Consider the following 20,664-nt stretch of genomic DNA (forward strand, 5'->3'; position numbering starts at 1 on the left):
CTATCCTTCAAAGCGGCGGAGCGAAAAGGGCGTGGCATCGACCGGCGGCGGTGCGCCGGTGGCTAGCGCGGCGATGATTTCTCCGGTCAGCGGTCCCAATGTCAGCCCCAGATGCTGGTGGCCGAACGCATAGAGCAGGTTGTCTGCCCGGTCACTCCGGCCGATCGCGGGCAGATAGTCGGGCAGGGTCGGGCGGGCGCCGATCCAGGGCCTGGCATCCGCCTCGATCGGCAGGCCCAGCGCGGCGGCGTGGGCGCGCAGCCGCTGCCATTTGCGCGGGTCGGGCGGGGAAGAGAGGCTGGAAAATTCGACGAAGCTCGCCGCGCGGAGCCCACTCTCGAACCGGGTGACGATCATCGATCGATCCTCGAACACCACCGGCGGCATATCCATCGGCCAGCCTTCGGGCGCGGTTGGCGTCTGCAGATGATAGCCGCGTTCGGCGATGATCGGCACCTTGTGGCCCATCGGGCGCAGCAGCGCGTCCGATGCTGCGCCGGTCGCGACGATGATATGGTCCGCGTCCAGCGTCCGGCCGTCGGCCAGTTGAACCTGTGCCTGTCCCCCATGGGTGGGAAGCGCGCTAACCTCCACCTGTTCGATCCGCCCGCCTGCCGCCAGCAGCGCATCCCTCAGATCCTGGGCCAGCCGGGTCGGGTCGGCAATGCGGCCACTTCCCTCGCAGCGAATCGCGCCGATGATCGGATGGGGGAACAGAGCTTCGAGCAGGGCAAGCTCACGCGCCGTCGCGTCGCGGAATCGCGCCGTGCCGCAATCGGCGGCCATCCAGGCGCGGCGCCCGGCCAGCGCGCTTGCCTCGCTTTCCCAGGCGATGAAATGCCCATCCTCGATCAGGCGGCTCTGGCCCGCGCACAACGCGTCGATCCGCTGCCAGGCCGGTATTGCTTCTTTCAACATTGCCTTTAACGCGGCGCGTCCTGCCGCAAAGCGCGATGGGCGCGCGGCATTCAACAGGCGCAGTGAGAAGGGTAGCCAGCGGCCGATGTCGCGCCAGGGCAGGCCGAGCGCGCCCCCGCGCCAGAACAGTCGCCGGGGAAAGCTGCATACCGTCGCCATCGACGCGAGCGGGTCGATCTGCTCCACCGCGACATGGCCGGCATTGCCCCAGGATGCGCCGCGCAGCGGGTTTTCCCGTTCGATCAGCAGCGTTGAAATTCCCTTTTCCTGCAATCGGATAGCGCAGGATATTCCGACGATGCCGCCGCCGATGATGATTGCGTGTTGGGTCAATTGACTTCTTTTCACTTGGCGATGACGATTAGATACCGTATACGATCCTTAGTTTCAACGGAGGCTTATGTGAATTCCTCAAAATTGACGTGGCGTGGTGTCTACCCTGCCGCCACCACCCAGTTCACCCCTGATCTGGACGTTGATATCCCCGCAACCCAGGCTGTCCTGGATGCGCTGGTTAAGGATGGCGTCGACGGCCTCATCATCGCTGGCACCTGCGGTGAGAACAACTCGCTGGAAGCCGAAGAAAAGCGCGCTGTCGTCCAGGCGGCGGTCGAGGTCGTGGATGGCCGCGTGCCGATCCTGGTCGGCGTGTCCGAATTCACCACTCGCCGCGCGGTAACCTTCGCGCAGGACGCCGAAAAGCTGGGCGTCGATGGGCTGATGCTGCTGCCCGCCATGGTCTATGTGCCAACCGTGGGTGAGCTTTGCACCCATTTCGAAACGGTGGCCAAGGCGACGTCGCTGCCGATCATGCTCTACAATAACCCGCCGGCCTATCGGGTGAATATCGGCATCGACGCGCTCACCCGCCTCGCCGACACGCCCAACATCGTCGCGGTCAAGGAAAGCGCGCCCGATCCGCGTCGCTTCACCGACCTGATCAACGCCTTCGGCGACCGCTATATCCTGATGGCGGGCCTGGACGATGTCGCGTTCGAGGGCCTGTTGCTGGGCGCGCATGGCTGGATTTCCGGCCTCACCAGCGCCTTCCCGCGCGAATCCGTGGCGCTGGTCGCGGCGATCAACCGGGGCGATCTGGAAGAAGCCCTGCGCATCTATCGCTGGTTCATGCCGCTGCTGCACCTCGATGCCGATCATGATCTGGTCCAGTCGATCAAGCTGGCCGAAAGCATCATGGGACGCGGCACCGAGCATGTCCGCCTGCCGCGCATGCCGCTGGAAGGCCAGCGCCGCGCCGACGTCATCCGCTGGGTCGAGCAGTGCGCTGCCACCCAGCCCAGCCTGACGGCGGCCTGATGTCCGCGGTGCGCCACACCTTCTTCTGCATAGACGGCCATACGGCGGGCAATCCCGTCCGTCTGGTCGCGGGCGGCGCGCCGCTGCTCAAGGGAAAGTCCATGGCGGAACGCCGCCTGGACTTTCTCGACCGCTTCGACTGGATCCGCACCAGTCTCTGCTTCGAGCCGCGCGGCCATGACATGATGTCGGGCGGCTTCCTCTATCCGCCGACGCGCGATGATACCGACATCGGCATCCTCTTCATCGAGACCAGCGGTTGCCTGCCGATGTGCGGCCATGGCACGATCGGCATGGTGACGTTCGGCCTGGAAAATGGCCTGATCCAGCCGGCGACGCCGGGCAGGCTGCGGGTCGAAGTGCCAGCCGGCATCATCGACATCGATTATACGAGCGACGGCAAGCGCGTGACATCGGTCAAGATCCGCAACGTCCCCGCCTATCTGGCGGCGGAGGGCATCGCAATCGACGTGCCGGGCTTCGGCCCGCTCAGCGTCGATGTCTCCTATGGCGGCAATTACTACGCGATCGTCGAACCGCAGGGCGCCTATACCGGCCTCGACGATCTCGGCGCATCGCGCATCGTGGAACTCAGCCGCACGATCCGCGAACTGGTGCGCGAACAATATCAGCCGGTCCATCCGCTCGAACCCAGCATCAAGGGGGTGAGCCATGTCCTGTGGGCCGACAAGCCCAAGGGCGAGGGGGCCGATGGCCGCAACGCCGTCTTCTATGGCGAGCGGGCGATCGACCGCAGCCCCTGCGGCACCGGCACGTCGGCGCGGCTGGCGCATCTGGCGGCCAAGGGCAAGCTGAAGGTCGGCGACCGGTTCGTGCATGAAAGCTATATCTGTAGTCGCTTCATCGGCCGGGTCGAGGCCGAGACGATGATCGGCGACCAGAAGGCGATCATTCCCTCGATCGAGGGATCGGCAATTGCCACCGGCTTCAACACTATCTGGGTTGATCGCGAAGACCCCTTCTGGGCCGGCTTCACGGTCGTATGAAATCGAAGGCGCAGAGCGGATGGACGGGATCGTCCATCATATACGAAGTTGTATTCCGCCGTCCGCTCTGTGCTATGTTCGCTGCATGAGCCTAGTCATCCGAAACCTGTCCGACCAGCTGGTCGATCTTGTCCGTGAGCGTATCCTGTCCGGCCGGGTGCCGCCCGACGGGCCGATCCGCCAGGACGCGCTGGCCGCCGAACTGGGGATCAGCAAGATTCCGCTGCGCGAGGCACTGGCTCGACTGGAGCAGGAAGGGCTGCTCAAGTCGCAGGCCAATCGCGGTTTCTTCGTGCGCAGCCTCAATCGGGTGGAGGCAGACGAAGTCTATGCGCTGCGCCTGAAGCTGGAGCCCGATGTGATGGCGTTGGCCGCCGAACGGGCGGACGAGGCGGAGCATCAGGCGGCGATCAACACGCTGGCCACCCTCTATCAGGTCACCGACGAAGGTGGCGACGGGGTGGGGGCGTTCAACCGCGCCTTCCACATGGCGTTGCTGCGTCCCAGCAGCCAGCCGCTGTCGGTCAATATTCTCGAACGGCTCCATATCCTGTCGGAACGCTATGTCCGCAAGCATCTGGAGCCGCTTGGCCGCGACGAACGCGCCAATGACGAACATCGTGAGATGCTCGATGCCTGGCTCGCCCGCGACGGCCAACTGATCCGCGAACTCACGGTCGCACATATCCGCAAAACCATGGACGATCTCATGGTTCAGCTCGACGCCGACGACTGAGCCATAACCGAGCAACCGGAACGTCCATAAGAACAGGGAAGGAAATTTCGGTTGAGCACTGGATTTTGGGGACCGATCAAGCCGATCGGCGCCAGTCATCACGCGCAGCATCAGCAATTGCGCAAGACATTGTCCTGGCCGCATCTGATCGCGCTGGGGGTCGGGGCGATTGTTGGCACCGGCATCTATACGCTGACCGGCGTGGGGGCCGACCGGGCGGGGCCGGCGGTGATCCTGGCCTTCGCCATTGCAGGGGCCGTGTGCGCCTGCGCGGCGCTGGCCTATGCCGAACTGGCCACGCTGATCCCGACCGCAGGCAGCGCCTATACCTACACCTATTCGGTGCTGGGGGAGACGCTGGCCTGGGTCGTGGGCTGGAGCCTGATCCTGGAATATTCGCTGGCGTGCAGCACGGTGGCGGTCGGCTGGTCGGGCTATCTGGTCGGCTGGATCCAGCAGGCGGGGATCAGCCTGCCGCCGATGCTGCTGGCCGGGCCGCATGGCGGCGGCATCGTCAACCTGCCCGCCGTGCTGGTGGCGCTGGCGATCGCCGGCATGCTGATCGCGGGCACGCGGGAAAGTGCGACGCTCAACATCATTCTGGTCGTCATCAAGCTGACCGCGCTCGCCGCCTTCGTCGCACTGGCGCTGCCTGCCTTCCAGTCCGACCATCTCCAGCCCTTCATGCCCTATGGCTTCGTCAGCCATGTGGAAGGTGGCATGACGCGCGGCGTGATGGCGGCAGCGGCGATCGTCTTCTTCGCCTTCTACGGTTTCGATGCGGTGGCGACCTCGGCCGAGGAAGCGCGGAATCCTGGCCGTGACCTGACCATCGGCATCGTCGGATCGATGGCGGTCTGCACCCTCATCTATATGGCGGTCGCGGTCGCGGCGATCGGCGCGCTCGACTATCGGGCGCTGGCCGGTTCGTCCGAACCACTGGCGCTGGTGCTGCGCACGCTGGAGCATCCGGTTGCCGCCTGGCTGGTGGCGGGCGCTGCGCTGGTGGCGCTGCCCTCCGTCATCCTGGTCATGATGTATGGCCAGAGCCGCATCTTCTTCGTCATGGCGCGTGACGGGCTGCTGCCGCGTTCGCTCAGCAAGGTGTCGGAAAAGACCGGCTCGCCCGCCCGCATCACCGCGATCACGGGCCTCTTCGTCGCGGCGGTGGCCGGCTTCTTCCGCCTCGACGAGATCGCCGAACTGGCCAATGCGGGCACGCTGATCGCCTTCATCGCGGTTGCCGGCTGCATGATGGCGCTGCGCCGCAAGGCGCCCGAGATGAAGCGCGTGTTCCGCTGTCCGCAGCCCTATCTGGTCGGCACGCTGGCGATTGTCGGCTGCATCTATCTGCTGATCAGCCTGCCGGAAAAGACGCTGCTGCGTTTCGGCCTGTGGAACCTGGCTGGCCTGGCGCTCTATTTCGCCTATAGCCGCGGCCGCAGCCTGCTGCGCACGACCGGTTATGCGGCTAGCGAGGAAGGCTTGCCGGAATAGTGCAGCCTTGACCCGAGCCGGTCAGCCGCGTCGCCGCGACTGGCCGGCTTGTTCAATATCCCACAGCATAGCCCATGCGGCGGGGATCGGCGCCGGCCATGCGGGCGCCCGATGGGTCGGCCAAAATGCCCTGTACGCTGCCGATCGCGTAGGGGCCGACCAGTTCGATCTTGTGCCCCATCGCGGTCAGGCGCTGGATCGTGGCGTCCGGGAAGCGCCGTTCCGCCTGCACGGTGATCGCCGCGCCGGGCCTGTAGAAATTGGGATCGGCGTCGAGCGCGAAGCGTGGCGCCTCGATCGCGGCCTGGATCGGCAGGCCGCGATCGACGACATTGACCAGGAACTGGAACTGGGTCTGGCCGATCGTCTCGCCGCCGGGTGAGCCGAAGACCAGTTTCAGCCGGCCCTTGTCGAGGACGATGGTCGGGCCATTGCCGAGCAGGGCGACCTTGCCCGGTGCGACCTTGTTGGGATGGCCGGCATAGGGGGCGGACGACCCCAGGCGCAGGCCGTTGTTGAACAATATGCCGGTATTGCCCATCACCAGGAAGGTGCCGAAGCCGCCGCCGACCGTCGTCGTGACCGCGATGGCATTGCCGTCGGCATCGACCGCCGACAGGCTGGTGGTATCGCCGCCGCGCGTATGATCGTCGCCCTGATGCGCGAAATCCTGCCGTGCCCGTTCCAGCGCGGCCCGCTCGAAGGCGGCGGCATTGCCGCCATCGGGATAGAGGCCCGCACGGGCGGCATCGATCAGCTTGCGTCGCTCGGCGGCGAAGCGCTTGGACAGCAGTCCCTCGACCGGCGTCTGCGCGAATTTGGGATCGGCAGCATATTTATAGACATCGGCCTTCGCGACCTTGATCGCCTCGATCAGATAATGGGTGAAGAGGGGATCGTCGGCGGGCAGCGCGGCGAGGTCGAGCCCCTCGATCAGATTGAGCTGTTCGCATAATTCGAGTCCCGTGCGCGAGGTGAGCGGGCTGCAATAGACATCCAGCCCGCGATAATTGGTCGTCACCGGATCGTCCCAGCGCGGCTGATAGGCCTTGAGGTCATCGAGCCGCAGCCAGCCGCCGGTCTCCTTCGAGAAGCGGGCAAATTCCTGCGCGATCGGGCCGGTGTAGAAATAGTCATGCGCCGCCTGCAGCGCGCGATCCCGATCGGCGCCGCCCTTGAGCGCCTGGCTTTCCGCATCGGCAAGGGCCTGAAAGCTGCGGGCCAGATCGGGATTGCGGAAGATGGAACGGGGCGCCGGGGGCTGGCCACCGGGCAGGAAGATCGCCGCGCTGGTCGGATAGAGCGCCAATGTCTTCTGCGCGCGCGTGATGAACATCGCGATGGAGGCGTCGAGCGGATGGCCGTCGCGGGCATAGCCGATCGCCGGTTCAAGCAGGGTTGAGAGCGGCAATTTGCCGAACCGGCGGGCCAGCGCGATCCAGCCGCCAAAGGCGCCCGGCACGGTCAATGCCTTGGGGCCATGGTCCAGCGCCTTGGGATCGCCATCGGGATCGAGCAGACGCGGCGCGCCGCCGGTGAAGGCCAATGACTGGACCTTGCCTGTCTTGCGATCGAGGCAGGTGGCAAAGCCGTTGCCGCCGGCGCTGGATGCCCAGGGTTCGACCACGTTCATGACCGCCATCGCCGCGACCACGGCGTCGGCGGCGGTGCCGCCCTGCATCAGCATGCGGGTGCCGGCCATGGCGGCCAGTGGATGGCCGGCGGTCACGCCGCCATGCGGCATGGGCACTTCGACCCGGTGCGCGGCGACGCTGGCGCTGCCGGTGCGGGGTGCGTCGGGCGCGCGTGCGCCCGATTGGGCCATGGCGCGGCCGGGCAGGGTGGATAGCGCCATGCCGGCAAGGCCGGCGGCCAGCATTTCGCGGCGATCCAGGAAGGACGGGGGCGTATCGGACATGGCGGAGCGACCTTGCAGGGGAAAGGAAAAGGAGAAAATGGGCACGGCAGCATCGCGCCGTGCCCATGTCTTGCAAGCCTTTAGAAGACCTTCTTCAGGCTGGTATACCAGTAGCGCGCCTGCGGCTGGTAGAGGTTCGACAGATAGCCGGCGGACGAGAGCGGCGGATCCTTGTCGAAGATGTTGCGCGCGCCGATCTGAACGGTGGTGCCGTTCAATGGGCCGTCATTCTTGAACGTATATTGGCCATAGAGATTGACCGTCGTCTGGCCCTTCACCGTCCAGGGATTGGCGGACGCATCGCGCACGCCATTTTCATAGACGCTGTCGATATATTGGGTGAAGGCGCCGATCTTCCACGGGCCGAGCGACCAGTCGAAGGTTGCCGAAAGCCGCCAGCGCGGCTGGCCATCGCGGCCGATCACGTCGCCGCCGCCCTGGATCGGCACGCCGGCATTGATCTCGCCAGCGGCCTGCCCTGCGATCACCTGCTGCACGCCCGCCGGGGCGTCGACATAATAGCTGATCAGGCGCGAGGCATTCACGTTCAGCGAGAAGGTGCCGACCGACGTCGTGGGCAGGAAATAGTCCAGATTGAAGTCGATGCCCTGAACGGTGACCGGCAGCAGATTCTGGAAATTGGCGACGACGTAGAGCAGTTCGCCGACCGGCGCGAGGCCGGTGCCGGCAACGCGGGCGATATCGTCCGCCGTGGGATCGCGGCGGATGACGTTAGGGTTGCTGCTGCCCTGGGTGCGCAGCAGATAGTCGAGGTTGAGCGCATTCTGATAGTCGAGCAGGCCCACGACATTCTTCTGCTGGATCTTCCAGCGGTCGACGGTGAAGGTGACCTTGCCCAGGCCATCGCCCAGTTTCGGCGACAGCACGGCGCCGAAGCTCCAGCTGGTCGATTCTTCGGGCTTCAGGTTCGGGTTGCCGCCGCTGCGACGCAGCACCGACACGTTGCAGACCGCGCTGGAGAAGTTGGTCGCGCGCCCGGATCGGACATCGGCGTCGCACAGCACATAGTCGAAGCCGCCATTGACGCGATCGAGCGTGGAGGTGTTGATGACCTCCAGGTTCGGCGCACGGAAGCCCTGCGACCAGGAACCGCGCAGCATCATGCCCTCCAGCAATTCCCACGATCCCGCAATCTTGGGCTTCGCCACCGAACCAACGTCGCTATAATCCTCGTAACGGCCCGCGACCTGGAAATTCAGGCGACGGAACATGGGGATTTCCATTTCCGGGCTGAAGATCGGGATGGCGAGTTCGGCATAGGCGGACTTCACGTTGCGCTTGCCGCGCACGTCCGGGCTGGGGCTGGCACCGCCAAGGTCGGAGCCATAGAAGACGCCGGTCACCGCGTCGGTATAGGTGGTGTCGACCCCGGCAATGCCGCCCTGATAGGTGGAGCGATTGTCATGATAGGTCTCGCGTCGCCATTCGATGCCGGCCGCGACGCCGATGCTGTTGTCGGCCCACAGGCCCAGCAGATTGGCGTTCGACACCTTGAAGTCCCACAGGGCCAGCGAGGTGCGGGTCTTGCGGGTCGCCTCGATCATGAAGCTGTCGATCGTGGACTGGCTGTTGGGCGTGCAGTCGCCGATCGAGGGCGTGTCGACGCAGCCGCCGTTGAACGGGTTGTAGGCGTCGGGCGTGGTCTTGTTGATCGCCTGTTGCAGCAGCGTGTTGGAGAAATTCTCCTGCGTGTCCTTGGCCGTGGCCCAGGTGTAGAGGCCGGCCGATTCCCAGTCGAAATCGCCGATGCTGCCGCGCAGGCCGCCCAGGAAACGATATTGGTAATTGGTCACGTCGACCTTGCGCGATCCCACGTCGACATAACTGAGCGAGGTGATCTGCACCGGCAGGCCCTCGGCCGGGACCACCGAAAGATCGAGGCCGGGCAGGCGGTTGGGCGATCCGACCGGGCCGAGCGGGTTCCAATAGGCATTGGCCGCTACGGTGATTGGGATGTTGGCGAGCGAGCCGGGCGCGCCGATCGTCGAACTGGTCTTGCCGCGATAGAAGCCGACCTCGCCGAAGAAGGACAGAGCGTCCGACAGTTCATAGTTGATGTAGGAGAAGATGTTGATGCGCTTGACCGAGGGCTGGGCGGTCAGGTCGTCGAAGGTTGCCGGCGAATTGAAGCGCAGGTTGGAATCCGCGCCCGACATTTCCGTCGCGCCATTGCCGTCATCATAGCAGGTGTCGGGTGTGCCCGAAGCGATGCGGCAACCGGCATTGGCGCTGGGCTGGATGTGGAACTGGCCCGAGCTGTTGGTGAAGGCAGTGCCGTTGCTGGTGAGCGTCTGGTTGAGGAAATTGGCGCCGCCGCCGGGACGGACGACGCGGAAGGTGCCCCAGGGCGTGCTGGTGCTGGTGCCGTTCCAGGCCGCGACATTGGCGAAGGAGGTGCCAGCGACATAGCCGCGCCGATCGACGCTGGCGGTATAATCCTGGTCGCTGAGATAGAGTTTCGATTTCTGGGCATAGCCGCCGAAGATCGAGATATTGCCGCGGCCTTCGTTGAAGTCGAAGCCGACCAGGCCATTGGCGGCAAATTCGCGCAGATTGGTGCCTTCCGCGCCGCCATATTGGACGTCGAACTTGGCGCCCTTGTAATCGGACTGGAGCACATTGTTGACGACGCCGGCGACCGCGTCAGAGCCATAGAGCGCCGCCGCGCCATCGCGCAGCACTTCGACGCGCTCGATATTGCCGACGGGAATGGTGTTGGCGTTGTAGCCGAAGGTCGGGACGCCGGAATCGACGACGCCGGTGATCGCCTGCGATGTCGGATGCAACACGGTGCGACGGCCGTTGATCAGCAGCAGCGTGTTGCCCTGGCCCAGGCCGCGCAGCGAAACGGTCGATACGTCGCCGCGCGCGGCATTGGCGTTGCCGCCGCCCAACACCTGTTCGTTGAAGGTGACGCCGCCCAGTTGCGGGATGGAGCGATAGAGGTCGGCGCCCGAAACGGCGGCCACGGCCTCGATCTGCTCTTCGCCGACCAGGCTGACCGGCAGCGCGCCGGCGGTATTGGCGCCCTTGATCTGGGAACCGATGACGACGATTTCCGCAGCGGCCGGTTCACCGGCCTGCGGGACGGCTTCTGTGCTGGACTGGGCCTGGGCCATGCCGGCCGTCAACGCCCAGAGACTGGCACTGGTTAGGGCGGTGGTTAAGGCGAAAAGCGTCTTTCCTCTTTCTTTCGTCATTATTGTTCCCCTGTGATGAAGCCTGAAGCTTCGCGCCGTTAGGCAAAGGTGCCTTTCCGGTTCAGAGATTGGGGAGGTCGGCAAATGTCGGCGCCGCACGACGCGTGCAGCGACCCATGTTTATTGATGACCGTTCAGATAGTGCATTTGCAGGCCCTCCCGAAAAACTGGAGTTCCGGCATCATCCCTTGCGTGGGAAATCGTTGCTGCTGTCGCCCTCACGACGGCAAGGCTTTTTCCGGGCACAACACCCACCATTGTGCGCGTTCATTGCGCTAGAACTGATGGGCATGAAATTTCCGCCATATGTTTCGAAATATTTTTGAAATAAAATCGGATTTACCGGCGTATAGCGGAAAAATCGGGTTGGCTCGTTGTTGCGCGTATCGGCCGGCAAACGCCTTCCCTCGGGTGATGCCGGACAGGCCGAAAACAGGGGATTCCATCGATGAGCGATAACGCAAAGCAGGGGGTGACCCGGCGGGAGTTTGCGGCGTCGGCCATGGCCGGTGCGGCCTTGGTCGCGGGTGCCGGGCCAGCCTCCGCCCAGGCGGGCAATGCACCGCCAAAGCCCGGCAAGGCGGCGATAGAGCCAACCAGATTGGTTAGCGCAGGCGAAACGCTGCGGCCGGAAATCGTCGGTCAGTTCGGCATCGTCGCGGCAGGACGTCATTATGCCGTGGCGGCAGGGACGCGAATCCTGCTGGCCGGTGGCAATGCGACCGACGCGGGCGTCGCGGCGGTCTTCGCCGCGGCCGTGACCGAGATTTCGCATTTCGGCTTTGGCGGCGAAGCGCCGACCATCATCTATGACGGCAAGACGAAGAAGGTGTCGCTGATCAGCGGCCAGGGCGTCGCGCCGGGGCTGGCCACGCCCGACAAGTTCGCCGATGCCGGCGTCATTCCGGGCAATGGCCCCAATGGCGGCACCGTGCCGGCGATGGTCGATGCGATGGCGCTCGCGCTCCAGCTCAATGGCACGATGGGCCTGCATGAAGTGATGCAGCCCGCCATCGAGCTGGCCGACGGCTTTGTCATGTATAATTTCCTGGCCGAAGTGTTCGTCAGCCAGCAGAAGGCGACGTCCAAATATAAGGACGCCTACGACGCCTATTATCCCGGTGGCCAATTGCCCAAAACCGGGGAGATTTTCCGCCAGCCCAACCTCGCCCGCACGATGCGGATCATCGCCGACGCGGATGCCGCAGCGTTCAAGAAGAGCGGCGATCGCAAGGCCGCGATCCAGGCCGGGCGCGATGCCTTCTACAAGGGCAACATCGCCCGCCGCATCGGCGCCGCGATGGAGCGGGACGGCGGCCTGATGCGCTATGAGGATCTGGCCAAATACAAGGGCAAGGTCGAGGCGCCGGCGATGACCAGCGTCTTTGGCTATCAGGTCTGCAAGGCGGGGTTCTGGAGCCAGGGGCCGGCCATGCTGATGGCGCTCAACATTGCGGAGGCGGCCGGGATCGCGACGATGGAGCCGGGCTCCGCGCCCTATCTCCACACCGTTGCCGAGGCGATCAAGCTCGCCTTCGACGATCGCAACATGTATTTTGGCGACCCCGATTTCGCCACAGTGCCGATGAAGGGGCTGTTGTCGAAGGACTATGCGGCGCAGCGGGCCAGGCAGATCGGCCCGCGCGCCTCGCTGGAGCATCGCTTCGGCAATCCCTGGGCGTTCGAGGGCAGGGCGCGGACCACGCCGCAATTCACGCCGCATATGCTGAAAGCCCCGCCCAAGCCGACCGCCGACACGACCGCGATCGAAGTGGTGGACAAGGACGGCAACCTCTTTTCCTGCACGCCCAGTTCCGGCTGGATGCTGGGCGGCGCCTATATTGCAGGCGATACCGGCGTGCCGATGAGCAACCGCCTGACCGTGTTCGACCTTGATCCGGAAAGCCCCAATGTCCTGGTGCCGGGCAAGCGGCCGCGCACGACCCTGTCGCCTTCGATGGTGCTCAAGGACGGCCAGCCCTATCTGGCTATCGGCACGCCGGGCGGCGACAATCAGGATCAGCAGATCATGAATGTGCTGCTGCGGGTGCTGGCCTTTAACCAGCCGCTCCAGGCCGCGATCGAGGCGCCGCGGATCAATTCCAATCATTTCCACGGCTCCTTCGGCATCAAGAAGGATGAGCCGGGCGTACTGGAAATCGAGGATCGCGTGCCGGAGGCGGTGCGCGACGATCTGACCGCGCGCGGTCACAAGCTGGACGTGCTGGGGCCGTTCGCGGTGTCGACCGGCATCGTCGCGGCCGGCGTGGTGCCGGGCAGCGGCACGCTGCGCGGTGGCGCGGATGTGCGCCGCGAACGCTATATATTTGGTTGGTAAGGGGATCGATCCGATGAAATCTGCCTTCAAGCTTCTGTCGCTGGCCCTGTTGTCGGCGGGCGCCGTCCAGGCCTATGCCCAGCCCGCCAATCTGCCCCCGCCCGGTGGCGAGACCCCGATCGCCTTCGATGTGCATGAAGGCACCTCCATGGCGGTGTCGGTGTCGCCCGACGGCAAATGGCTGGCCGTGGACCTTCAGGGGAGCCTCTGGATCATCCCGACCAGCGGCGGCAAGGCGAAGCGGATCACCGACTATTTCAACGATGCCCGCCAGCCGGTCTGGTCGCCCGACGGTTCGCGCCTCGCCTATTTTTCCTATCGCGACGGCAATTATGACCTCTGGACGATCAAGCCGGACGGCAGCGACATGCGCAAGCTGACCGAGGGCGCCTATGATGATCGCGAGCCGGCCTGGTCGCCCGATGGCCGGACAATCGCCTTCTCGTCCGACCGCAGCGGCAATTACGACATCTGGACGCTCGACATCGCCAGCGGCGCGATGAAGCAGGTCAGCAGCAACGGGCGCGAGGATCGCATGCCCAGCTGGTCGCCCGACGGCGCGCGCATCGCCTATTCCGGGACGGACGGCGCCAAGACCGCCCTCTATGTCACGGCCCTCGCCGATGGGCAGGAAAGCCTGTTGAAGCAGGTGCAGGGCAAGATCGATGCGCCGTCCTTCGGACCCGGCGGCGAGCTTGCCTATGTCGTGCAGGACGCGCAGGGCAGCCGTCTGGAAGTCGATGGCAAGGCCGTCAGCGGCGCCGAGAATGTCTTCCCCTTCCGTGTGTCCTGGGGGAAGGGCGGCTATTATTATGTGTCCGACGGCAAAATCCGCAGCCGCAAGGGCACCAGCCTGTCGACCGTCAACTTCGCTGCCACGCTGGAGGTGGTGAAGCCCAGCTACACCCGCGCCAAGCGCGACTGGGATTCGACCGCGCCGCGCAAGGCGCTGGGCATCGTCCATCCGACCCTGTCGCCCGACGGCAGCCGCATCGCCTTTGCCGCGCTCGGCGATCTCTATGTCATGTCGTCCAAGGGCGGGGTGCCGGAGAATCTGACCAAGGACGGCGCGCTGGACACTGATCCGGCCTGGTCGCCCGACGGCCAGAGCCTGGTCTACACCTCCGACAAGGGCGGTGGCTTGCCACAGCTGTGGATCCGCGATATGAAGACCGGCAAGGATCGCCGGCTGACCGATATCGACACCCAGCCGCTGGGTGCCGCCTGGTCGCATGACGGCACGCGGATCGCCTATATCGATGTCGACGGCCGCTGGGGCGTTGCCGGCCTGTGCGTGGTCGATGTCGCGACCGGCAAGATCACCCGCCTTCAGGGATCGCTAGGCCAGCCCGGCAGCCCCAGCTGGTCGCCCGACGGCAAATATGTCGCCATCCCGCTATCCTACAAATATTCCAACAGCTTCCGCGAGGGCACCAACCAGGTCTACATGGTGCCGACCGATGGCGTGGGCAAACCCTTCTGGCAACTGCCCGAATCCAATATGTCGATGGATACCCGCGCCGGTGGTGGCCCAACCTGGTCGCCCGACGGGACGAAGATGGCCGCCATCTATGAGGGGCTGCTGAAGATCTGGCCGGTGGCCGCCGACGGCAAGCCGCTGGGGCCGCCGCGCTCCTACACGTCCGACATCTCCTATTTCCCGAGCTGGGCGGGCGACAACAAGACGATCCTGTTCCAGTCGGCCGACAAGCTGAAGTCGCTCGACACCGAAACCGGCGCGATCACCGATATTCCGGTGGACCTGACCTATCGCATCGCCAACCCGACCGGGCGCACCGTCATTCATGTCAGCAACCTGGTGGACTCCGTCCATGACGTGACCCAGCATGACAAGGACATCATCGTCGACGGCCACCGCATCGCCGAAATCCGCGACCATGATCCCGCGCTTCATCAGGCGGAGCATTTCGTCGACGGCACGGGCCTCACCGCCATTCCCGGCCTGATCGAACATCATTCCCACGCCCAGAAGGATTTCGGCTCCAATCTGGAACGGGCCTGGCTTGCCTATGGCATCACCACGGTGCGCGATCCGGGCACGCAAATCTATGATGCGGTGGAGGATCGCGAGGCGGCGGAATCCGGCGTGCGCCTGTCGCCGCGCCTCTATGTCGCCGGGCCGCTGCTCGAATGGCAGCGCGTCTATTACAAGATGGGCGTGGCGGTCTCCAGCCCGGCCCATCTGGAGCGGGAATTCACCCGCATGCGCGCGCTCCATTATGACATGATCAAGAGCTATGTGCGCATGCCCGACCTGTTCCAGCGGCAGATCGTGCGCGCCGCCCATGAAATGGGCATCCCAGTGAGTGGCCATGAAATCTTCCCGGCGGCCTTTTCCGGCGTGGATGGCACCGAGCATATGGGCGCGACCAGCCGGCGCGGCTATTCGCCCAAGCAGGGGCCGCAGGGCATGGCCTATGAAGATGTGATCCAGCTTTTCGGCCGCAGCGGCCGGACGCTGACGCCGACCCATTTCGGCGCGATGACGCCTTATCTCGCCAAGCATCCCGGCTACAAGGACGACCCGCGCCTCAATCTCTATCCGGTCTGGGCACGGGAAACGATCACCGAAGCCGATCCGATGGCCAGCATGCTGCGCCCGTTGCTGGAGGGGCAATATAAGAGCCTGAAGAAAATGTATGATGCCGGCACGCTGGTGACGGCGGGCACCGACACGATGATCGCCAACAATCTCCATGCGGAGATCTCCTCCTATGTAGACGCGGGGCTGACGCCGTTCCAGGCACTCCAGACCGCGACCGTCAATTCGGCGAAGGATCTGAACCTGGATGCTGGCACGCTGGAGGCCGGGAAGCTGGCCGACATCGTGCTGGTCGACGGCGATCCGCGCGCCGACATCGCCAACACCTTCAAGGTGAAAAAGGTGATGATGAATGGCGTCATCCATGACGTGGACGACATCGTCGCCGGCGGCATGGTGAAATGATCCGGCGATTGCCGTTCGCTTTCGATTGACCTGAGCCGTCGGACTGCTGCTATGGGCGTATCCAAAGGGGCGCCATGCGAATTGTCATCATCGACGACAGCGGATTGAGAGCGACGGTCCTGGAAGAAGGGCTGCGTGAGGCGGGCTATGACGATATTCATATCGTCCCGCCCCGCGGCGCCTTCGTTGCCCGGCTGGAGCGGATGGCGCCCGATGTGGTGCTGATGGATCTTGGTAGCCCCAGCCGCGACACGCTGGAGGAGATGCTGACGGTAAGCCGCGCGCTTGCCCGGCCGATCGCGATGTTCGTCGATCAGTCCGATGATGCGATGATCGGCGCGGCGATCGATGCGGGTGTATCCGCCTATGTCGTCGATGGTCTGCGCAAGGAGCGGGTGAAGCCGGTGCTGGAACTGGCGGTGCGGCGCTTCAACGCCTTTGCCCGGATGCAGTCGGAACTGGACGAGGCGCGCACCGCGCTCGCCGACCGCAAGGTCATCGACCGGGCGAAATCGATCCTGATGAACCAGCGCAGCCTGTCCGAGCAGGATGCCTATGCTTTGCTGCGGTCGAGCGCGATGAACCAGGGCAAGAAGATCGTGGACGTGGCGCAGGCGCTTATTACCGCCAGCGACCTGTTGGGAGGGGGCATATGAGCGAGTTGCTGCGGATAGCCTTTCTGCCGCTGACGGACGTGGCCGTGCTGGCGGTCGCGCGCGAACGGGGCTTTGCCGAGGAAGAGGGGATCGCGCTCGATCTGGTGCGCACCACCAGCTGGGCGACGCTGCGCGACCGGCTGGTCTATGGCCAGGTGCATGGCGCGCAGATGCTGGCGCCGCTGGCCGTGGCGGTGACGCTTGGCCTCAGCCAGCAGCCCGCCGCACTGGCCGCGCCCTACAAGCTCAACGTCAACGGAAATATGCTGGTGATGGCACCGGACTTCGCCAAGGCACTGGAACCGGACATCGCCCGGCGGCTCGCTGATCCGCTGGGCACAGCCCATGATTTCGCCGCCGCGATCGGGCTGTGGCGGCGCAAGCCGGTGATCGGCGTGGTCCACCGCTTTTCCAGCCATGCGATCATGTTGCGCTATTGGCTGGCGAGCGCGGGCATCGATCCCGATCGGGATGTCGTGCTGCGCGTGCTGCCGCCCTCGCTGACGGTCGAGGCGATGCGGGCGGGCGAAATTGACGGCTTCATCGCCGGCGAACCCTGGGGCAGCGCGGCGATCGAGGCCGGGCTGGCTGAAACCGTCGCGATCGGGGAACGTATCTGGCAGCGCGGCGTGGAAAAGGTTCTGGCCTTCCGCCAGGACTGGCTGGAGGCGAACCCGGAAACGGTCGATCGCCTGTTGCGCGCGCTCGCCCGGTCGGCCGCCTGGTGCGACGATCCTGCGCATCATGAGGCGCTCGCCGATCTCCTGTCCGACCCCCGCTATGTCGATCAGCCGGCCGACCTGATCCTGCGCGCACTGTCGGGGCGGATCGTGGCGCGCCTCGGCGACGCGCCGATCGTCAATCCCGATTTCATGCTGTTCGCGCGCGAAGCGACCGCCTTCCCCTGGCGCAGCCAGGCGCTGTGGATCTATTCGCAGCTGGTCCGCTGGGGCATGGTTGCCCATGATGCGGAAAGTGCGGCGCGGGCCGCCGCCGTTTTTCGGCCCGACATCTTCCGCCGGGCGCTGGCCGATAGCGGCCTGCCGATGCCCGGCGCCAGCATGAAACTGGAAGGGGCGCTCACGACCCCGATGCCGGTCGGTGCCCATCGCGGCGACCTGACGCTTGGCCCGGATCGCTTTTTCGACGGGCGAATCTTCGACCCCGAACGGATCGAGGATTTCCTGCGGGATTCTGCGCCGTAGCGTTGAATTATGGGGCGAATTTGTGCCTTGCAACATAATGCATTCTACGGGATAAGATAAAGGACCGCGCGACGAGGCGCGTCCAGACGAATGCGCCGTCCCAAGGGTGGGATCGCCATTCCATCCATTTTTCGCAGCAAAGCCGCTGACCGGACCACGCCATGAGTGCGCGCGTCCGGCCTGCGGCTTTTTCGTTTCCAATTCCATTGGTTGGGGGACGCATCATGGCTACTGCTTATTGGGACCGCGAAGGGGAGGCCGCATCGGCCCCCGCCACGACAAGCTTCTGGAAGGCCGGCCACGCGCCGACCCTGATTGCCGCCTTTCTCTATTTCGACCTGGCCTTCATGGTCTGGGTCTTGCTGGGGCCGCTGGCGCCGATGATCGCCAAGACGCTGGCGCTGACGCCGGCGGAAAAGGGGCTGATGGTGGCGACGCCAACGCTCGCCGGCGCGCTGCTTCGCGTCGTCAACGGCCTGCTGGTCGATCGCATCGGCCCGAAGCGCTCGGGCGCGATCAGCCAGATCATCGTCATCGCCGGCCTGTTCCTGGCCTGGCTGATGGGCGTCAACAGCTTCGGCGGCACATTGGTTCTGGGCGTGATCCTGGGCTTTGCCGGCGCCAGCTTCGCGATCGCGCTGCCGCTCGCCAGCCGCTGGTATCCGCCCGAGCATCAGGGCAAGGCGATGGGCCTTGCCGGCATGGGCAATTCGGGCACGGTGCTGGCGTCGCTGTTCGCGCCGATGCTGGCCAAGGCATTCGGCTGGAATGCGGTGCTGGGCCTTGCCTGCATCCCGCTGTCGATCGTCTTCGTCGCCTATATGATCATGGCCAAGGATGCGCCCAACGCGCCGTCGGCCAAGCGACTGGTCGATTATTTCGAGCCGCTCAAGACCGCTGACGCCTGGTGGCTGATGGCCTTCTATGCCGTGACCTTCGGTGGCTTCGTCGGACTGGCGGCATCGCTGCCCATCTATTTCACCGACCAGTTCGGGCTGACCCCGATCATCGCGGGCTATTGCACCGCTGCCTGCGTCTTCGCCGGGTCGCTGGTGCGGCCGATGGGCGGCGCGCTGGCGGATCGGATCGGCGGCGTGAAGGCGCTGATGATCGTCTATGTCGTGGCGGCGCTGGCGCTGGCCGGCGTGTCGCAGGCGACGACATTGGCCAGCGCGTTGGCGCTGTTCGTCCTCGCCATGCTGGCGCTGGGCACCGGCAACGGCTCGGTCTTCCAACTGGTGCCGCAGCGTTTCCAGGCGGAAATCGGCGTGATGACCGGCCTTGTCGGCATGGCGGGCGGCATTGGTGGCTTCTACCTCGCCAGTTCGCTCGGCCTTGCCAAGCAACTGACCGGCAGCTTCGCGCCCGGCTTCCTGATCTTCGCCGGTCTTGCAGTGCTGGCTTTGCTAGGCGTGGCGCTGGTGAAGGCGAAGTGGCGCGCCAACTGGACCAGCGGCGCCCGCATCTGAGTTGGAGAGGAGGGCGGCGGCCTCTTTTGAGGACTGCCGCCCCGAGCCACGCTCTTTCCGTCCGAGGGGGGACGATCATCCATGAAATATCTTCTCGCAACGACGGCCGCGCTGGCCGTCGCCGGGCCTGCTTGTGCCCAGCAGATCGACCTGAAACCCGTCGCCGAGGCGCGGCTGCGCTACGAACATGTCGACCAGCATGGCCTAGCACAGCAGGCCGATGCGCTGACCGTCCGGGCCCGCGCCGGCCTGACGGCCAGCAGCGGCGCGCTGTCGGCGACATTCGTGGGGCAGGGGACATTGGCGGTGATCGACCGCTATTTCGACGGCTTCGACAATGCAGCGACCAAGCCGCTGGTGGCCGATCCGCAGAATGTCGCCCTCTATATCGCCCAGCTGCAATATCGGACCAGCGCACTGACCCTGACCGGGGGACGGCAGAAGATCGTGCTGGATGACGAGCGCTTCGTCGGCAATGTCGCCTTTCGCGACAATGGCCAGACCTTCGACGCGGTCCGCGCCGAACTGACGCCGGCCGAGGGACTGAAACTGGACGTCTCCTATGCCTGGAGCGTGCGAACCATCTGGGGCTTTCAGGGCAAGGGCGCGCGCCAGCAGGCGATCAGCGGCGACAATATCCTCGCCAATCTCTCCTATGCCACGCCGCTGGGTATGCTCAGCGGCTTTGCCTATCTGGTCGATCAGGACGAGGCGGCGGTGCAGGCCTATCGCCTGTCGAGCCAGACCTATGGCGTGCGCCTGGCGGGCAACCAGCCGCTCTCCAAATTTGCGAAGTTCGCCTATCAGCTCAGCTATGCCCGCCAGTTGGATTATCACCGCAATCCCAATGACTATGCCGCCGATTACTGGCTGGCCGACGCCACGCTCGACCTGCACGGCTGGAAGCTCAATGCCGGCTATGAGGTGCTGGGCGCCAGCCATGGCGCTGCGCTCACCAGCTTCCAGACGCCGCTCGGCACCAATTTCAAGTTCCAGGGCTGGGCCGACAAGTTCCTGACCACGCCCGCCAACGGCATGCGCGACCTCTATGTCGGTACCGGCTATGGCTGGAAGCAGGTAGGGCCGCTGTCGGGGGTCGCGCTAGCCGCGACCTGGCACCGGTTCGAAAGCGATCGGCTCGACCAGCATTATGGTAATGAGTGGGATCTGATCGCATCTGCGAAGCTGCGCAGGACCGCCCTGTCGGTGCGCTACGCCCATTATGATGCGCGGGCGATGGCGACCGATACCGAGAAATTGTGGCTTCAGGCCGACTGGAGCATCTGATTGAAAAGCCATGAGAGGAATCGCTTGAGCGTTCGGGCGATTCCCCATATGCTGCACTGCAAGGGACAAGGATGTCCCGCTTCACATCGCTGCGACGGTTCAGGGTAGGACCGGCAAGGCACTAGAT

At 64.9% G+C, this 20,664-nt stretch carries 14 protein-coding genes; 11 read left to right on the forward strand and 3 right to left on the reverse strand.

All coding sequences use genetic code 11. The annotated features are described in order from the left end of the window. On the reverse strand, window positions 1-1,251 hold the full coding sequence (locus HH800_RS07490) for an NAD(P)/FAD-dependent oxidoreductase (RefSeq protein WP_169860683.1): 1,251 nt from the start codon (window positions 1,249-1,251) through the stop codon (window positions 1-3). An 84-nt stretch (window positions 1,252-1,335) separates the two neighbouring features. Here HH800_RS07490 and HH800_RS07495 point away from each other — a divergent pair, with 84 nt between their 5' ends. The 4 genes from HH800_RS07495 (at window position 1,336) to HH800_RS07510 (ending at window position 5,475) form a co-directional block, all read left to right on the forward strand. Further along, window positions 1,336-2,235: a dihydrodipicolinate synthase family protein gene (locus tag HH800_RS07495; RefSeq protein WP_202600244.1), complete on the forward strand. Its 900-nt coding sequence runs from the start codon at window positions 1,336-1,338 to the stop codon at window positions 2,233-2,235. Next, window positions 2,235-3,242 (forward strand): 4-hydroxyproline epimerase, encoded by a 1,008-nt coding sequence (locus HH800_RS07500; protein WP_169860684.1) that lies wholly within the window; start codon window positions 2,235-2,237, stop codon window positions 3,240-3,242. The genes HH800_RS07495 and HH800_RS07500 overlap by 1 nt, the downstream gene beginning before the upstream one ends. 85 nt (window positions 3,243-3,327) lie before the next feature. Beyond that, complete coding sequence (locus HH800_RS07505; RefSeq protein WP_048936520.1) at window positions 3,328-3,978, forward strand: GntR family transcriptional regulator; 651 nt, start codon at window positions 3,328-3,330, stop codon at window positions 3,976-3,978. 51 nt (window positions 3,979-4,029) lie between these two features. Continuing rightward, window positions 4,030-5,475: an amino acid permease gene (locus tag HH800_RS07510; RefSeq protein WP_169860685.1), complete on the forward strand. Its 1,446-nt coding sequence runs from the start codon at window positions 4,030-4,032 to the stop codon at window positions 5,473-5,475. A gap of 52 nt (window positions 5,476-5,527) precedes the next feature. On the opposite strand, the gene HH800_RS07515 is transcribed toward HH800_RS07510, so the two are convergent. Then, window positions 5,528-7,393, reverse strand: a complete 1,866-nt coding sequence (locus HH800_RS07515; protein WP_169860686.1) for a gamma-glutamyltransferase family protein — start codon at window positions 7,391-7,393, stop codon at window positions 5,528-5,530. An 80-nt stretch (window positions 7,394-7,473) separates the two neighbouring features. Beyond that, the gene (locus HH800_RS07520; protein WP_235682114.1) at window positions 7,474-10,533 is read right to left on the reverse strand and encodes a TonB-dependent receptor domain-containing protein; all 3,060 of its coding nucleotides are present in this window, start codon (window positions 10,531-10,533) and stop codon (window positions 7,474-7,476) included. Between the two features lie 197 nt (window positions 10,534-10,730). On the opposite strand from HH800_RS07520, the gene HH800_RS07525 reads away from it, so the two are divergent. The 7 genes from HH800_RS07525 (at window position 10,731) to HH800_RS07555 (ending at window position 20,537) form a co-directional block, all read left to right on the forward strand. Next, on the forward strand, window positions 10,731-10,940 hold the full coding sequence (locus HH800_RS07525; protein WP_169860688.1) for a hypothetical protein: 210 nt from the start codon (window positions 10,731-10,733) through the stop codon (window positions 10,938-10,940). Between the two features lie 122 nt (window positions 10,941-11,062). Beyond that, window positions 11,063-12,952 (forward strand): gamma-glutamyltransferase family protein, encoded by a 1,890-nt coding sequence (locus HH800_RS07530; RefSeq protein WP_169860689.1) that lies wholly within the window; start codon window positions 11,063-11,065, stop codon window positions 12,950-12,952. A 13-nt stretch (window positions 12,953-12,965) separates the two neighbouring features. Next, window positions 12,966-15,920: an amidohydrolase family protein gene (locus HH800_RS07535; protein ID WP_169860690.1), complete on the forward strand. Its 2,955-nt coding sequence runs from the start codon at window positions 12,966-12,968 to the stop codon at window positions 15,918-15,920. A gap of 74 nt (window positions 15,921-15,994) precedes the next feature. Further along, on the forward strand, window positions 15,995-16,576 hold the full coding sequence (locus HH800_RS07540; protein ID WP_010339138.1) for an ANTAR domain-containing response regulator: 582 nt from the start codon (window positions 15,995-15,997) through the stop codon (window positions 16,574-16,576). Beyond that, window positions 16,573-17,781, forward strand: a complete 1,209-nt coding sequence (locus tag HH800_RS07545) for a CmpA/NrtA family ABC transporter substrate-binding protein (RefSeq protein ID WP_169860691.1) — start codon at window positions 16,573-16,575, stop codon at window positions 17,779-17,781. Before HH800_RS07540 ends, HH800_RS07545 begins: the two co-directional genes overlap by 4 nt. A gap of 224 nt (window positions 17,782-18,005) precedes the next feature. Further along, window positions 18,006-19,250 carry a nitrate/nitrite transporter gene (locus HH800_RS07550; protein WP_169860692.1) on the forward strand — a complete coding sequence of 415 codons (1,245 nt, stop codon included), beginning with the start codon at window positions 18,006-18,008 and terminating at the stop codon, window positions 19,248-19,250. Window positions 19,251-19,331: 81 nt separating this feature from the next. Further along, complete coding sequence (locus HH800_RS07555; RefSeq protein ID WP_169860693.1) at window positions 19,332-20,537, forward strand: hypothetical protein; 1,206 nt, start codon at window positions 19,332-19,334, stop codon at window positions 20,535-20,537. The last annotated feature ends 127 nt before the right edge of the window (window positions 20,538-20,664 follow it).

Source organism: Sphingobium yanoikuyae, assembly GCF_013001025.1.
Classification (GTDB): domain Bacteria; phylum Pseudomonadota; class Alphaproteobacteria; order Sphingomonadales; family Sphingomonadaceae; genus Sphingobium; species Sphingobium yanoikuyae_A.